We start from the raw sequence: 15,692 nt of genomic DNA on the forward strand, positions 1-15,692 counted from the left end.
GTTTTTGTAGATACCCATCCTGGAACGTGAATGTGACCCCCGGGTCGCGGCCAGCTTCACCTCCCTGTCATGCTGTGCTTTCAAGGTAAACTGCCAAGATATGCCCTTGCACAGTATTGGCAGCTTCCCACGCGGGAATAGCACGCGACGCGTCTCTCAATAACAAGCCCAAGCGGAGTACCACAGATGGCGTTCTTCACCGCAGCCAGCAAAGCCGACTTCCAGCATCAACTGCAAGCAGCTCTGGCCCAGCACATCAGTGAACAGGCATTGCCACAAGTAGCCCTGTTTGCCGAGCAATTCTTCGGCATCATTTCCCTGGACGAACTCACGCAACGTCGTATGTCAGACCTGGCCGGCTGTACGCTGTCAGCCTGGCGTCTGCTTGAACGTTTCGATCCGGTGCAGCCTCAGGTACGGGTCTATAACCCCGATTACGAGCGTCATGGCTGGCAATCGACCCACACCGCTGTAGAAGTACTGCATCACGATTTGCCGTTTCTGGTGGATTCGGTCCGTACCGAACTGAACCGTCGCGGTTACAGCATTCACACCCTGCAGACCACGGTGTTGAGCGTTCGCCGCGGCAGCAAGGGCGAGCTGCTGGAAATTCTGCCCAAGGGCACCAGTGGCGAAGGCGTCTCGCAAGAGTCGCTGATGTACCTGGAAATCGATCGTTGCTCCAATGCCGCTGAATTGAATGTACTGAGCAAGGAACTGGAACAGGTTCTGGGTGAAGTGCGCGTCGCCGTGGCTGACTTCGAGCCGATGAAAGCCAAGGTCCAGGAGCTGCTGGCAGGTATCGACAACTGCCAGTACGTCGTCGATGCCGATGAAAAAGCCGAGATCAAGAGCTTCCTGGAGTGGCTGGTGGGCAACCACTTCACTTTCCTTGGCTATGAAGAGTTTGTGGTACGTGACGAGGCGGATGGCGGTCATATCGAATATGACCCGCAATCGTTCCTCGGTCTGACCAAGCTGTTGCGGGCCGGCCTGACTGCCGAAGACCTTCGCATTGAAGATTACGCCGTCAGCTACCTGCGCGAACCGACCCTGTTGTCGTTTGCCAAGGCTGCGCACCCGAGCCGTGTGCATCGCCCGGCTTACCCTGACTATGTCTCGATTCGTCAAATCGATGCAGACGGCAAGGTGATCAAGGAATGCCGCTTCATGGGTCTGTATACCTCTTCGGTATACGGCGAGAGCGTGCGGGTTATTCCTTATATTCGCCGTAAAGTTGCAGAGATCGAACGCCGCTCCGGCTTCCAGCCCAAGGCTCACCTTGGCAAGGAGCTGGCCCAGGTGGTCGAAGTCCTGCCCCGCGACGATCTGTTTCAGACCCCGGTCGATGAGCTGTTCACCACGGTGATGTCGATTGTGCAAATCCAGGAGCGCAACAAGATTCGCGTGTTCCTGCGCAAAGACCCGTATGGCCGTTTCTGCTACTGCCTGGCATACGTGCCGCGTGACGTGTATTCGACCGAAGTGCGGCAGAAAATCCAGCAGGTGCTGATGGAGCGCCTGCAAGCGTCGGACTGCGAGTTCTGGACTTTCTTCTCTGAGTCGGTACTGGCCCGCGTGCAGCTGATTTTGCGGGTCGATCCAAAAAACCGGATCGATATCGACCCGCTGTTGCTGGAAAAAGAAGTGGTCCAGGCCTGCCGCAGCTGGCAGGACGATTACGCAAGCCTGGTGGTAGAAAGCTTCGGCGAAGCCAATGGCACCAAGGTGCTGTCGGACTTCCCGAAAGGCTTCCCGGCCGGCTACCGCGAGCGCTTCGCCGCGCACTCGGCCGTGGTCGACATGCAGCACTTGATGAGCCTGAGCGAGAAAAACCCGCTGGTGATGAGCTTCTATCAGCCGCTGGGTCAGAGCGCCGGTCAGGAACTGCATTGCAAGCTGTATCACGCCGATACGCCACTGGCGTTGTCCGACGTGCTGCCGATTCTGGAAAACCTTGGCTTGCGTGTACTGGGCGAATTCCCGTATCGCCTGCGTCATGCCAATGGCCGTGAGTTCTGGATCCATGATTTTGCCTTTACTGCGGGCGAAGGCTTGAACCTGGATATCCAGCAACTCAACGACACCCTGCAGGATGCATTCGTGCATATCGTGCGCGGCGACGCCGAGAACGATGCGTTCAACCGACTGGTGCTGACTGCCGGTTTGCCTTGGCGTGACGTAGCGCTGCTGCGCGCTTATGCCCGTTACCTGAAGCAGATCCGCCTGGGCTTCGACCTGGGCTATATCGCCAGCACCCTGAACAACCACACCGACATCGCCCGCGAGCTGACCCGGTTGTTCAAAACCCGTTTCTATCTGGCGCGCAAGCTGACGGCAGAAGATCTGGAAGACAAGCAACTGCGTCTGGAACAGGCGATCCTGACGGCGCTGGACGATGTTCAGGTGCTTAACGAAGACCGCATCCTGCGTCGTTATCTGGATCTGATCAAAGCCACTCTGCGGACCAACTTCTACCAGCCGGATGCCAATGGCCAGAACCGTTCGTACTTCAGCTTCAAGTTCAACCCGCATCTGATTCCAGAGCTGCCAAAGCCGGTGCCGAAGTTTGAAATCTTCGTCTACTCGCCACGGGTTGAAGGCGTTCACCTGCGCTTCGGTAACGTTGCCCGCGGCGGATTGCGCTGGTCGGACCGCGAGGAAGACTTCCGTACCGAAGTGCTGGGCTTGGTAAAAGCCCAGCAAGTGAAGAACTCGGTCATCGTGCCCGTTGGTGCCAAAGGCGGTTTCGTGCCGCGTCGCTTGCCATTGGGCGGTGGACGTGACGAGATTCAGGCCGAGGCGATTGCGTGCTACCGGATCTTTATTTCCGGGCTGCTGGATATCACCGACAACCTCAAGGACGGCGCGCTGGTGCCGCCGCTGAACGTGGTCCGTCACGACGGCGACGACCCGTACCTGGTAGTAGCAGCCGACAAAGGTACTGCGACCTTCTCTGACATTGCCAACGGCATTGCCATTGATTACGGCTTCTGGCTGGGTGATGCGTTTGCTTCGGGCGGTTCGGCCGGTTATGACCATAAAAAAATGGGCATTACCGCCAAGGGCGCCTGGGTGGGTGTGCAGCGCCACTTTAAAGAGCGCGGCATCAACGTTCAGCAAGACAGCATCAGTGTGGTAGGCGTCGGCGATATGGCCGGTGACGTATTCGGTAACGGCTTGTTGATGTCTGACAAGCTGCAACTGGTCGCGGCATTCAACCACCTGCACATTTTCATCGATCCGAACCCTGAACCGGCCAACAGCTTCGTCGAGCGTCAGCGTCTGTTCGACTTGCCGCGTTCGGCCTGGTCGGACTACGACACCAGCATCATGTCGGCGGGCGGCGGTATTTTCTCGCGCAGTGCGAAAAGCATCGCTATCTCGCCCGAGATGAAAGAGCGTTTTGCGATCACTGCCGACAAACTGACGCCTACAGAATTGCTCAATGCCTTGCTCAAAGCGCCGGTAGACCTGTTGTGGAACGGCGGTATCGGTACTTACGTCAAGGCCAGCAGCGAAAGCCACGCCGATGTAGGCGACAAGGCCAACGATGCGCTGCGTGTAAACGGCAATGAGTTGCGCTGCAAGGTTGTGGGCGAGGGCGGTAACCTGGGCATGACCCAATTGGGTCGTGTCGAATTCAACCTCAATGGCGGCGGCTCCAATACCGACTTCATCGACAACGCCGGTGGTGTGGACTGCTCTGACCACGAAGTGAATATCAAGATCCTGCTCAATGAAGTGGTGCAGGCTGGCGATATGACCGAGAAGCAGCGTAACCAGCTGTTGGGCAGCATGACTGATGAAGTCGGCGGCCTGGTGTTGGGCAACAACTACAAGCAGACACAGGCCATTTCCCTGGCGGCGCGCCGTGCATACGAGCGCATTGCTGAATACAAGCGCCTGATGAGCGATCTGGAAGCCCGTGGCAAGCTGGACCGCGCCATTGAGTTCCTGCCGTCCGAAGAGCAACTCAACGAGCGCGTAGCGGCTGGCCATGGCCTGACCCGTGCCGAACTGTCGGTGTTGATCTCGTACAGCAAAATCGACCTCAAGGAATCCTTGCTCAACTCTCAGGTGCCGGATGACGACTACCTGACCCGCGACATGGAAACCGCGTTCCCGCCCATGCTGGTCAGCAAGTTCGCTGCGGCCATGCGTCGTCACCGTCTGAAGCGTGAAATCGTCAGTACCCAGATTGCCAACGATCTGGTCAACCATATGGGCATCACCTTTGTGGAGCGCCTGAAAGAGTCGACCGGCATGAGTGCAGCCAATGTGGCGGGTGCTTATGTGATCGTGCGCGACATTTTCCACCTCCCGCACTGGTTCCGTCAGATCGAGGCGCTGGACTATCAGGTCCCGGCCGAAATCCAGCTGGCGTTGATGGACGAGTTGATGCGTCTGGGTCGTCGCGCTACCCGCTGGTTCCTGCGCAGCCGTCGCAATGAACTGGATGCTGCACGCGATGTGGCACATTTTGGTCCGCATCTGGCGGCGCTGGGTCTTAAGCTCGACGAGCTGTTGGAAGGCGCAACCCGTGAAGGCTGGCAGACCCGCTACCAGGCTTATGTCGAAGCCGGTGTCCCGGAGTTGCTGGCACGGATGGTGGCCGGTACTACGCACCTGTACACCTTGCTGCCGATTATCGAGGCTTCGGATGTAACCGGTCAGAATGCCGCGGATGTGGCCAAGGCGTACTTTGCCGTCGGCAGCGCGTTGGACCTCACCTGGTACCTGCAGCAGATCAGCAACCTGCCGGTGGAGAACAACTGGCAGGCGCTGGCCCGTGAAGCGTTCCGCGATGATATCGACTGGCAGCAGCGTGCAATTACCGTTTCGGTACTGCAAATGGCTGATGCCCCTGCCGAAATCGAAGAGCGGCTGGCGTTGTGGCTTGAGCAGAACAACTCGATGGTTGAGCGCTGGCGCTCGATGCTGGTGGATCTGCGAGCCGCCACGGGCAATGACTACGCGATGTATGCAGTAGCCAACCGTGAGCTGCTTGACCTGGCGTTGAGTGGTCAGTCAGGGCTCTGACAGCCTGAGCAATAAAACAAAGCCCCGGCTCGGATGAGTCGGGGCTTTTTTGTGTCCGGGGTGGGGCGGGGAAGTCAGATCCCGATATTGCCCAGGGTTTGAACGATATTGCGCAGGGTGCCGGCCAGGGCAGGGTGTTCAACCTCGAAGCGTTCTACCGCCAGATTAACGTTGTCGACAAGGCTGGCGTCCTGGGTTGCCGTTTCTACTTTGATCTGGGCATCAATCTGTTCGGCGAGCTTGTTGAGTTCGGCTCGATCATCAAATGAAAGCGGCGGGGTTTTATCGAGCTGCTCGCGCAGGGAGTCGAGTTGTTTTTGCAGATCGCTGGCAGGCATAGCATTCATCCTTTATTGATAGGCTCTGTATAGACCTTCGCAGTGCACAAAAGGTCTGTGACTGGGCTCTAGATTAATCCACTGGGCTCAAGCATGCATGATCTCGATCAAAATCCCTATTGCGGGTTTTCGGAAGGAGGGCGCGCATTTCATAACAAATGTAAATATTTGCGGAACGCCTGGTACAAACTCCAGTCAGTTGAGGGCGTTTCTATGGGTGCCTGAAATCCAATTGCCGTTATACTCTGCGCCTGACCCGGGGCGTAGCGCCCAAGAATTAAGTATTTTTTAGGAGCTTTGCTATGCGCTGGACTGATCGTCTTGCTCACATATGTGTTTGTGCCGGTGTTGCAATGGTCCCATTCACCGCCAATGCCGCCACCGAAGATGACCCGTGGGAAGGGGTAAACCGTGTCATTTTCAAATTTAACGAAAAACTCGACACCTATGCCTTGAAGCCACTTGCCCAGGGCTACCAGTTCATCACTCCGCAATTTCTGGAGGATGGCATCCACAACATGTATCGAAATATCGGCGACGTGCGCAACCTGGCCAACGATGTATTGCAGGCCAAGCCGCATGCAGCGGGCGTGGATACAGCCCGCCTATTGATGAACACCACCCTGGGTGTGGCGGGTTTCTTTGATGTGGGCACTAAGATGGGCCTGCAGCGCAACAGTGAAGACTTCGGTCAAACTCTCGGGTATTGGGGCGTGCCTAGCGGTCCTTACGTGATGCTGCCGCTCTTGGGGCCGAGCACCGTACGTGATGCGGTTGCGATTTATCCGGATGGCTACGCCGAACCGTACCGCTACATGAATGACATCCCGGCCCGTAACATGGCGATCGGCATGGACATTATTGATACCCGCGCCAGCTTGCTGTCTGCTGAAAAGCTCATTACGGGTGACAAATACGTCTTTATCCGCAATGCGTATCTGCAAAACCGCGAGTTCAAGATCAAAGACGGTCAGGTTGAAGACGACTTTTAACCCTTGCGATTTTGATTCGGAAAAACGGCCCTCGGGGCCGTTTTTTGCATTATCGGGATCGGATAAAGATAGGTTTTATCATGTCTCAGACCTTGGTTTTAGTTGCCGTTCCCTTGGTTCTTATAACCCGCAGGAATTTAACTTGACGAAGACCTGCGGCCACCATCGGCCTGAGCTTGAAACCCCCCGCGGATGGGAGTACCGTCTGCGCCTTACACGGGCACCTTTGTAGGATCGAGCGATAACATCGATTTGAATCAGGGATGTTCAAAAGCCAATTCAGTCGTTGAGCCCGACCCGTTCGAGCTCCTACGCCAACCTAATTCTGGCGCCATTTGCCCACATGCAAAAAACCAGTGCCACGTTGCTGATCATTGACGACGACGAAGTAGTACGCGCCAGTCTGGCTGCCTACTTGGAAGACAGCGGCTTCAGCGTCCTGCAGGCCAGCAATGGCATCCAGGGTCTTCAGGTGTTCGAGCAAGAGCAGCCAGATTTAGTGATCTGTGACTTGCGCATGCCACAAATGAGTGGCCTGGAGTTGATTCGCCAGGTATCGCAACGCTCCTCACAAACCCCCGTAATCGTAATCTCGGGTGCTGGCGTGATGAGCGATGTGGTCGAGGCGCTGCGTTTGGGTGCTGCCGACTACCTGATCAAGCCGCTCGAAGATCTCGCCGTTCTGGAGCACTCCGTTCACCGGGCTCTGGATCGTGCCCGGCTTTTGGTAGAGAACCAGCGCTACCGCGACAAGCTGGAGTCTGCCAACCGCGAACTTGAAGCGAGTTTGCATTTATTGCAGGAAGACCAGAATGCGGGTCGGCAGGTTCAGATGAACATGTTGCCGATCAGTCCTTGGTCCATTGATGATTTTCACTTTGCTCACCAGATCATTCCTTCACTGTATTTGTCCGGCGATTTCGTGGATTACTTCAGGGTCGATGAGCGACGAGTTGCGTTCTATCTGGCTGATGTTTCCGGTCACGGTGCGTCATCCGCGTTTGTAACGGTGCTGCTCAAATTCATGACCACGCGCTTGTTGTTTGAGTCCAAGCGCAACGGCACCCTGCCAGAATTCAAGCCTTCAGAGGTGCTTGGCCACATCAACCGTGGCCTGATCAATTGCAAGCTGGGCAAGCACGTGACCATGGTGGGCGGTGTCATCGATGAAGAAACCGGCGTGCTGACTTACAGCATTGGCGGGCACCTACCATTGCCGGTGCTTTACACGCCTGACAGCGTGGGCTACCTGGAAGGGCGAGGGCTGCCCGTTGGCCTGTTTAACGAAGCCACGTATGAAGATCATGTCCTGAAATTGCCGGAAGCCTTCAGTCTTACTCTGATGTCGGATGGAATTTTGGACCTTTTGACCGAGCAGACGCTCAAAGAGAAAGAGGCAGCTTTGCCACAACTGGTAAAAGCTGCAGGCGGCAGCCTGGATGGTCTGCGCCGAGAGTTCGGATTAGCTACGCTAGGGGAGATGCCGGATGATATCGCCTTGTTGGTGTTAAGCAGGAATCTTAAATGAGTACCGGTAGAATTCAGTTCGCCGAACAGGACGGCACCTTCGTCCTGAAGTTTGTGGGTGAAGTGCGTCTGACACTGTGTTCCGCTCTGGATGCGACAATCGAGAGGATTTTCACGGCGCTGAACTTTAACGCCATCGTGATTGACCTCACCGAAACCCGCAGTATCGACAGCACCACCCTGGGTTTGCTGGCGAAACTGTCGATTCTGTCGCGCCAAAAAATCGGTCTGTTGCCGACCGTAGTCACCACCCATGAAGACATTACGCGGCTGCTGCAGTCCATGGGTTTTGATCAGGTGTTCAACATCATCGGCAAGCCGATCCCATGCCCTGAGTGCCTGACAGACCTTCCCTCCCAGGACCAGTCCGAAGAAGTGGTGCGAGTGAAAGTGCTTGAAGCACACAAGATCCTGATGGGCCTGAACGATTCCAATCGTGAGGCTTTCCATGATCTGGTGAATGCACTTGAGCGTCATTGACCCTTGAGCGATAGCCGATCAAAAAAGGGGCCGTCCTGTGCAAGGAACGGCCCCTTTTCAATTGCGCGCGATTCAGCGGCCTTCCAGCAACTCTGCGGCTTGATCCAGCAACGCCAGTGGGTCTTTGGCTTTATGGATGTCCACCGACAGCAACTGACGGAAACGCCGTGCGCCAGGGAACCCCTGTCCCAACCCCAGAACATGCCGTGTGATGTGGTGCATCGCCCCGCCAGCAGCAATATGCGCCGCGATATAAGGCCGCAATAAAGCCAGCGCCTGGGCCCGTGAAACAACCGGCTCGGCACTGCCAAAAAGCAACTGATCGACTTCAGCCAGAATGTACGGGTTGTGGTAAGCCTCGCGACCGAGCATCACCCCGTCAAATACCTGTAAATGTTCCTGACATTGGTCAAGCGTCTTGATCCCGCCGTTGAGAATGATCTCCAGCTCCGGGAAATCAGTTTTCAGCTGCGCGGCGATGTCATATCGCAGAGGTGGTATATCGCGGTTTTCTTTGGGTGACAGTCCTTCGAGAATCGCTATTCGGGCATGCACAGTAAAACTTTCGCAGCCTGCATCCCGAACGGTACCGACAAAGTCACACAGCTGCTCATAGCTATCGCGCCCGTTGATGCCAATACGGTGCTTGACCGTGACCGGAACCGAAACGGCATCGCGCATCGCCTTGACACAGTCTGCAACCAGCGCCGGGTGCGCCATCAGGCAAGCGCCAATCATATTGTTCTGCACCCGGTCACTCGGGCAGCCGACATTCAGATTCACTTCGTCATAACCTGCGGCCTGGGCCATGCGCGCGCAAGCTGCCAAATCAGAGGGCACACTGCCGCCTAACTGCAAGGCCAGCGGATGCTCAGCGTCGTCGTGGCGCAAAAAACGTTCGGCATCACCATTAATCAGAGCGCCAGTAGTGACCATCTCGGTATAAAGCAGAGCGTTTTTCGATAGCAGGCGCAGGAAGTAGCGGCAGTGACGATCTGTCCAATCCATCATGGGCGCAACAGAAAACCTCCTAGATACCGGATTTGCTGCTGAGGCTAGGTTTTCTGCGGGTTTGGTGTGCATTCGGGCAACTCTCATTCACTACTGTTTACCGCTGTTTTTGCTTGTTTTTGAATGCTCGTTGCTACAATGTAGCAAATCCGAATATTCGTGTAGCAAAATCATGGGCACTATCACCGTTCGCAAGCGCAAGGATGGATCGACGGGTTACACCGCGCAGATCCGCATCATGCAAAAGGGTGTGACAGTTTATCAGGAAAGCCAGACGTTCGACCGCAAGGCGACCGCGCAGGCCTGGATCAAACGTGTCGAAACTGAAATGTCAGTTCCTGGAGCAATCGAGAAGGCCAATCGATCAGGTGTTACGGTCAAGGAGATGATCGAGCGCTACCTTTTGGAGTATGAAAAGCTGAGGCCGCTAGGTAAGACCAAGCGCGCCACGCTCAAAGCTATCGGTGAGACTTGGTTGGGCAAGCTAGAGGATAGAGAGATCACCAGCCAGAAGCTGGTGGAGTACGCTGATGGACGAATGATGAATGACGGCATACAGGCGCAGACTGTGGGCAATGACTTAGCTCACTTAGGTGCCGTGCTTTCTGTGGCGCGGCCGGCCTGGGGCTACGACATAGATCCGATGGCCATGCCCGATGCCCGTAAGGTTCTGCGCAAGATGGGTGCGGTTACTCGCAGCAAGGAGAGGAACCGTCGCCCCACACTTGAAGAGCTCGACAAATTGTTTGGGTATTTCAGCGAAATGCGCGATAGGCGCAAGCAAGAAATCGACATGGTGCGCGTCACCGCGTTTGCTTTGTTCTCTACCCGCCGGCAGGAAGAGATCACTCGCATCAAATGGAATGCCCTGGACGAGGCCCGTCAAATGGTTCTGGTCACCGATATGAAAAACCCGGGCCAGAAGTACGGCAATGATGTTTGGTGCCATGTTCCTGATGAGGCGTGGCGAATCATGCAGTCCATGCCGAAGGTTGCAGAAGACATTTTCCCCTACAACTCCCGATCAATTTCTGCGTCCTTCACGCGTGCCTGTCACTTTCTTGAAATCGAAGACCTGCACTTTCACGATCTTCGACATGATGGCGTGAGTCGTTTATTTGAGATGGGGTGGGATATCCCGAAAGTCGCCTCTGTTTCCGGCCACCGGGATTGGAATTCGATGCGTAGATATACGCATTTAAAGGGGGAGGGAGACCACTATAAAGACTGGCCTTGGCTGGAGCGGATAATAGCGGGCCCCATTATTGAGGCCCGGAAGCGAATCAAGAAACGCGGCGAAGACTAGAGTTGCGCATCAGCTTGTCATGCTCGGTGCGCGCGCGATTGTGCTGAGCATCGAGATACGCCGCCAAGTCATTAAGGTGAACCCCTCGCGCGGATTTCTGGCTGCGTTCCATCGGTACCAAGGGAAGGTCGATTTGGCCAGACGCCACTTTCATTTTCATCTTCTCGGGCGTCAGGTGGCTGAAGTAATCAGCGCATATCCGTTCGAGTGGGATGATCGCTTGGCCACCGTACTGCGCCAAAAGCAGGAATTGTGTGTTCATGGCTATGTCTCCATGCCGCTTCGATTGTCGGTAGTGGGTTATTGAGTTTTTTCAGGTTTGTCGCTTGAACTCGGTGCACCTCACGATGACTGTGCTGATGTCTCGCTGAATTGGCGGTATGGCTTTAAAGGGAGGGACCCTGCAGTCGTGGCGGGCATGTTGGCAAGAGCAGCACATGCCGGCTTTGGGGTGTTGGGTCATGGGTTCACTTCCCGTCGCGCCCAGCTCACACATGGTCCGCCTTCGGTATCGAAAATCCCGAGGAGGAACCACTCCGGGCCAGGCGCTTCCGGATTCCAGCCGAGGCAGTGACACTTACCGTCGTCATAGGGGTGATGACCGTCGATATCAGCCTCCATGTGCCACTGCTTTAGCACCAGGCGCTGCTCAGCTATCCAGTCTTTGAAGACGGCGTAGTCCTCATCGAAGTCGGGTAGATCGGGATGATCCCACCAGCCGTCTTCATCCCGCACGACAGCAACAGGCTGGATCAAAACAGTTTCTTCAGTCATGAGTTCGTCCTTGCCGCTACCGCGGCTGATTTTGTAATGGGGATTCGGCGTTATCGTTCAGAAATGGTTTTTATGTTGATTCTTCCAGCTGAAACCAGTCGGCAACCCCGGGAAATTTAGCTACTGATATAAAATGATATTGAAATGCCACCTATCTGCTTTAGACTCTCTTCATCACGTGAGAGAGAACAAGCATGGACGCACAGAAGATTGATGCTCTAAAGCTAGAAGCGCAGCGCGTTGCCCTAGAACGATTTGGCGCTACCTCATCTGCTGAGATCGAATCGATTCTTGCGGTGCTGTCCTATGAGCAGACGTTGTTCCAAAAACATGGCAAGCGACAGCAAGCTGCTTACACATGGCGCATGCTGCGGGAGCACGGAATCATTCCAGGCGTCGAAAGAGTCGTAACTAGGGAAGCAGAAACGCAAGGCTACAAAGCACTCACCAGCCTCGGCTTGCAGGATTTTGCTTTTGAAGCTGTGGTCGTTCGACATCCGGAGATCTTCTCTAAGGATGCCGTTGAAGATTCAAAGTCACGTCTTCGAAACTTCGAAGATGCGTTAAGTTCTCGTCATCAGTATTGGTGGGTGAACCATAAACAGACTTTTAAAGCTGAGTTTGAGGGTGGCTATATTTGGTCGCCAAAAGCCAATGCTAATGGGGCTCGCAATAGAACATATGACAATCTGACTCATGTGGCCCCCGGAGATATTGTTTTCTCTTATGCGGATGGGCTTATCAAGGCAATAGGTGTTGCAAGCAAGCGCCACTCTGAGTCTATAAAGCCAGAGGCCTTTGGGTTGGCAGGTGCCAACTGGGCTGATAGCGGGTGGCTTGTGCCAATAGAATGGACGGCGTTACCTTTGCCTGTTGCGCCAAAAGCATACATTGCACGTATCCAGCCGTTATTGCCGCAGAAGCATTCTCCCTTGCAGGCTAACGGTAATGGAAACCAGGGCTGCTACCTTGCTGCGATTTCTCCAGCGTTAGGCCGGCTGATTCTGGATCTAATCGGGAAACTTAGCCCTGATGCGGTAGAGGCTGTTCAGGACGTTACGCAACAGATAGAGACAGACCTAGCTGAAATTGAAATCCTAATTGCTGAAGAAATTCCTGAGACAGAGAAGGAGCAACTGGTCCGGTCTCGCCGCGGGCAGGGGGTTTTTCGGCAACGAGTTTTGCTAATCGAGTCGCAGTGCCGGCTCACAGGTGTTACTGATCAGAGCTTTCTGATTGCCAGCCATATTAAACCGTGGAAAGACTGCGTTAATGCTGAGCGACTGGATGGAAGCAACGGTCTGATGTTAGCTCCACATATCGACAAACTATTTGATCGTGGGTGGATTTCTTTTAGCGACAATGGCGACGTGCTTTCTGCCCCTGGTGTTGAAAAGGTAATGGAGGCATGGAATATCGGCTCGATTAAAAACGTTGATCAATTCAGTCCAGGACAATGCCAGTATCTTGATTACCATAGAAATAGTGTGTTTAAGGGGCGGGACTCCTGAAGTACCTCGCAGTAGCTCAGGAATACTACTTCTGAGTCCACGGCTTGGCTGATGGCAACAATGATCGTATTGGGTTTTATAATCGATGGTGTGTCTCTTCTGGTGTGCGGACATTGGTGGCTTCTCGCAGTTATATTGCGTTGTGATTTTTAAAGGAGGCTTGTAAATGGGTGTTTTCAACGATGCACAGGTGCAGCTTTCCGAATTTCTCGGAGCGGCTCAGCCACTAGATAGCAAAAATGGTGTTCGATTTAGATCAGGGTCCAAGGGTTTAGCTACCCTCTACTCGCGTAACCTTGCCTCTGGGAATCTGGCGGAAGTAGCTTTCGAAGTGGCGAACTTTGCGGCTAAAGCTGGGAAGTCAGAGGCTTCCATTATCTCGCTAATAGACAGGCTTCGCCTTGAGACTGGTCAGTTAGTAAAAATAGACCCGACTCATGAATGGCCAAGAGTGGGGTTGTCAAAGAAAGAACATGTGGACATCTTGATCTCTGCTATTTCGTTGATTTTTGGTCAGGGGAAGTAGCGACCATGAACTCGTTGGCTGACGTACTTTGTTGATATGGGGTATTACGGGTAGTCGCCATGGAACCGGACAGGGAGAAGTAAATGGTTGGAGTTACTGAACTCAAAGCGTTTCACCAGCTCAGCCAGAAGGCTCTGGAAATCCATCGGAAGTGGGATGAACTAGACGCCCATGCACTGCTTTCTCTCGCAATCTCATTAAAAGAAGCTGCTCAACCTCTCAGCACATTGGGTGGCAAGGATTGGCACCGCAAGAAGGATATGAGCCGGCATCTAGCATGCCTCGAGAGCTACCTTAGAGATGACATCAAAGATAGGTGCTGGTCGGATATCAAAGATTTGATCTATGCAGACCTTCCTGCTCTAGGTTACCACCTGCTTACTTTGGCAGATGCACAGCGTTAAGAAGCCCGCTTTAGTTGATCAATGAGCTTTGTTGGCAGGCTACGTAAAATAAGTGTCCCTGCCTCCTTGTCGAACTTAATTTTGGAGCCGAGCAGGTGTGCCTCGAAGCTGATCGACAGCCCGTCAGTACGCCCGGTAAAGCGCCGGAACTGGTTCAGGGTACGCTTGTCGGCTGGAATCTCCGGGGGCAGGCCATAGTCGTTGTTGCGAATGAAGTCGTAGAAGGCTTCCGGGCGGTTTTCGTCGAGCAGCTCTGATAGCTCGTCGAGGGTGATCGGTTCTCCGATCTTGGCTTGGGCTAAGGAGTAATTGACCAGGTTGGTCGTTTTCTCGCGGGCTGACTCGTTGCCCAGATCCTCGCTTTCCACAAAGTCGCTGAATGCCTTCAGCAGGGTGCGAGTTTCACTAGGGCCGTCTATTCCTTCCTGGCAGCCGATGAAGTCGCGGAAGTAGTCGTTCAGGCGCCGGCCCTGCTTGCCTTTCAGGTACGAGATGTACTGCTTCGACTGGCGGTTGTTCTGCCATTCGCTGATGTTGATGCGCGCGGCCAAGCGGATGTGATCCAGGTCCAGGCGATTCACCGTCATCAGGACCAGTTCTTCGGTCATGGCCACCGCCTCGGTTTCCTGCACCAGGGCGATGACCAGGTAATCGCTCATTCCTTGCTGGTAGTGGCAGAAGAGGGCGTGCCCACCGGTGGTGAGGTTCGACTCTTCCATCAGCTTGTTCAGGTGTTCGACGGCCGTGATGCTGAACGACAGGAAGTCGGTAGCACCGGCCAGGTACTTGCCGAGCCAGCCGCTGAAGGGGTAAGCGCCGGACTCCTGGTGAAAGAAGCCCCAGCCCTTGCCGGTGGTGGTGTTGTAGCTTTCGTTGAGTTGGCCTATCAGGTCGTCGCGGGCGCCGCTTCCTTCCTGTTCATCGCTGGCCAGGTACAGAGCGGCGGGGGTACCGTCGGACTTCTTGTCTATCTTGTGAATGACGCTATGGCGTACAGGCATGTTTTTTACCTCAGTCAGGCGCCGCACTCCGTGACCGAATGCAGCGTAGTGGCTATTTGGTTTCGGTTGGGGTATTACGGGTGGCCGGCATGGAGCCGGACCAAGGAGATTTAAAAATGACAGAAGTTAAATTGGCCGAAGACCGCCCAAGGGATATCCATTACAAGTCAGGCGACTTCGATGTTTCGTTGATATTCGGCTGGCTTGATGCGGGTAAAACTCCATCTGGGCTGCGTGTTCACGTTGCAGAGACTGGCCAGCCAAACAACTTCGCGCAGTCAACAGGCTCAATCGAAAAGGATTGGTCCACGTTTGAAGAGGCTGTAAATCAGGGTGAGAAATTCGCATCCGGGCTCATCAATACCTGGCCTAATCGGAAAGAAAAAGCGGGCGTTGAGGCCGGCTAATTTGGTTCGATAATCTCGTCCCCCGGGTCTTTCTGGATTGCGAGCAGGCTTTTGATGCGAAATTCCCGCGCCACAATTTCCGTAGGTTCGAAAACGTGGCGCGGAGGATTCAGCAGTAGCTGGCACTTCGCTGAACCCATTGTATGCAGGTGCTGAATCATCAGCGTCATTGCCTCGCCCTGCTCAGTAATGCCTGCCCATTCCATCAGGTCGGCCAAGGCCTGGCGGGTGCCGGGGCGAACCCTGAGCCTCAACTCTTCCTCGGCGACTGCCACTCGTTTCCTGGCAGTTTTGGCTGAGCGATCTTTCTGTGACACTGCCATGGCCTACCTCTTCAATTCCGCTGGCCGGCAACTCCAGCCATGTTTGATG

15 protein-coding genes are annotated in these 15,692 nt (G+C 54.7%); 9 read left to right on the plus strand and 6 right to left on the minus strand.

Annotated elements, in window-relative coordinates; all coding sequences use genetic code 11:
* Nucleotides 1-186 precede the first annotated feature (186 nt).
* The gene (locus AOC04_RS07185; protein WP_060691919.1) at nucleotides 187-5,043 is read left to right on the plus strand and encodes an NAD-glutamate dehydrogenase; all 4,857 of its coding nucleotides are present in this window, start codon (nucleotides 187-189) and stop codon (nucleotides 5,041-5,043) included.
* Between the two features lie 74 nt (nucleotides 5,044-5,117).
* On the opposite strand, the gene AOC04_RS07190 is transcribed toward AOC04_RS07185, so the two are convergent.
* Nucleotides 5,118-5,381: a DUF4404 family protein gene (locus AOC04_RS07190; RefSeq protein ID WP_060691921.1), complete on the minus strand. Its 264-nt coding sequence runs from the start codon at nucleotides 5,379-5,381 to the stop codon at nucleotides 5,118-5,120.
* Between the two features lie 302 nt (nucleotides 5,382-5,683).
* Between AOC04_RS07190 and AOC04_RS07195 the strand changes: the two genes are divergently transcribed.
* The 3 genes from AOC04_RS07195 (at nucleotide 5,684) to rssC (ending at nucleotide 8,380) form a co-directional block, all read left to right on the plus strand.
* Nucleotides 5,684-6,373, plus strand: a complete 690-nt coding sequence (locus AOC04_RS07195; RefSeq protein ID WP_060691923.1) for an MlaA family lipoprotein — start codon at nucleotides 5,684-5,686, stop codon at nucleotides 6,371-6,373.
* Nucleotides 6,374-6,716: 343 nt separating this feature from the next.
* Nucleotides 6,717-7,901, plus strand: coding sequence for a two-component system response regulator RssB (gene rssB, locus AOC04_RS07200; RefSeq protein ID WP_060691925.1), 1,185 nt, complete (start codon nucleotides 6,717-6,719; stop codon nucleotides 7,899-7,901).
* Complete coding sequence (rssC, locus tag AOC04_RS07205) at nucleotides 7,898-8,380, plus strand: anti-sigma factor antagonist RssC (RefSeq protein ID WP_010657349.1); 483 nt, start codon at nucleotides 7,898-7,900, stop codon at nucleotides 8,378-8,380. Before rssB ends, rssC begins: the two co-directional genes overlap by 4 nt.
* A gap of 72 nt (nucleotides 8,381-8,452) precedes the next feature.
* On the opposite strand, the gene dusA is transcribed toward rssC, so the two are convergent.
* Nucleotides 8,453-9,463 (minus strand): tRNA dihydrouridine(20/20a) synthase DusA, encoded by a 1,011-nt coding sequence (gene dusA, locus AOC04_RS07210; RefSeq protein ID WP_060691927.1) that lies wholly within the window; start codon nucleotides 9,461-9,463, stop codon nucleotides 8,453-8,455.
* A gap of 100 nt (nucleotides 9,464-9,563) precedes the next feature.
* On the opposite strand from dusA, the gene AOC04_RS07215 reads away from it, so the two are divergent.
* A complete protein-coding gene (locus AOC04_RS07215; protein WP_060691929.1) occupies nucleotides 9,564-10,697 on the plus strand; it encodes a tyrosine-type recombinase/integrase in 1,134 nt (377 codons plus the stop codon).
* Here the strand turns inward: AOC04_RS07215 and AOC04_RS07220 are convergent.
* Nucleotides 10,675-10,959, minus strand: coding sequence for a pyocin activator PrtN family protein (locus AOC04_RS07220; RefSeq protein ID WP_060691932.1), 285 nt, complete (start codon nucleotides 10,957-10,959; stop codon nucleotides 10,675-10,677). The genes AOC04_RS07215 and AOC04_RS07220 overlap by 23 nt on opposite strands.
* Before the next feature lie 197 nt (nucleotides 10,960-11,156).
* Nucleotides 11,157-11,471, minus strand: coding sequence for a hypothetical protein (locus tag AOC04_RS07225; RefSeq protein WP_060691934.1), 315 nt, complete (start codon nucleotides 11,469-11,471; stop codon nucleotides 11,157-11,159).
* A gap of 194 nt (nucleotides 11,472-11,665) precedes the next feature.
* On the opposite strand from AOC04_RS07225, the gene AOC04_RS07230 reads away from it, so the two are divergent.
* From AOC04_RS07230 to AOC04_RS07240, 3 genes are all read left to right on the plus strand, one after another.
* Nucleotides 11,666-12,982, plus strand: coding sequence for an HNH endonuclease (locus tag AOC04_RS07230; protein WP_205891792.1), 1,317 nt, complete (start codon nucleotides 11,666-11,668; stop codon nucleotides 12,980-12,982).
* 166 nt (nucleotides 12,983-13,148) lie between these two features.
* Nucleotides 13,149-13,508 (plus strand): hypothetical protein, encoded by a 360-nt coding sequence (locus tag AOC04_RS07235; RefSeq protein WP_060691936.1) that lies wholly within the window; start codon nucleotides 13,149-13,151, stop codon nucleotides 13,506-13,508.
* A gap of 83 nt (nucleotides 13,509-13,591) precedes the next feature.
* Complete coding sequence (locus tag AOC04_RS07240; protein ID WP_060691938.1) at nucleotides 13,592-13,912, plus strand: hypothetical protein; 321 nt, start codon at nucleotides 13,592-13,594, stop codon at nucleotides 13,910-13,912.
* Here AOC04_RS07240 and yejK read toward each other — a convergent pair.
* The gene (gene yejK, locus AOC04_RS07245; RefSeq protein WP_060691940.1) at nucleotides 13,909-14,913 is read right to left on the minus strand and encodes a nucleoid-associated protein YejK; all 1,005 of its coding nucleotides are present in this window, start codon (nucleotides 14,911-14,913) and stop codon (nucleotides 13,909-13,911) included. The genes AOC04_RS07240 and yejK overlap by 4 nt on opposite strands.
* 116 nt (nucleotides 14,914-15,029) lie before the next feature.
* Here yejK and AOC04_RS07250 point away from each other — a divergent pair, with 116 nt between their 5' ends.
* Complete coding sequence (locus AOC04_RS07250) at nucleotides 15,030-15,320, plus strand: hypothetical protein (protein WP_060691942.1); 291 nt, start codon at nucleotides 15,030-15,032, stop codon at nucleotides 15,318-15,320.
* On the opposite strand, the gene AOC04_RS07255 is transcribed toward AOC04_RS07250, so the two are convergent.
* Nucleotides 15,317-15,643 carry a hypothetical protein gene (locus tag AOC04_RS07255; protein WP_060691945.1) on the minus strand — a complete coding sequence of 109 codons (327 nt, stop codon included), beginning with the start codon at nucleotides 15,641-15,643 and terminating at the stop codon, nucleotides 15,317-15,319. The two genes, AOC04_RS07250 and AOC04_RS07255, sit on opposite strands and share 4 nt — an antisense overlap.
* Nucleotides 15,644-15,692: the final 49 nt, after the last annotated feature.

Source organism: Pseudomonas versuta, from assembly GCF_001294575.1.
Taxonomy (GTDB): Bacteria; Pseudomonadota; Gammaproteobacteria; order Pseudomonadales; family Pseudomonadaceae; genus Aquipseudomonas; species Aquipseudomonas versuta.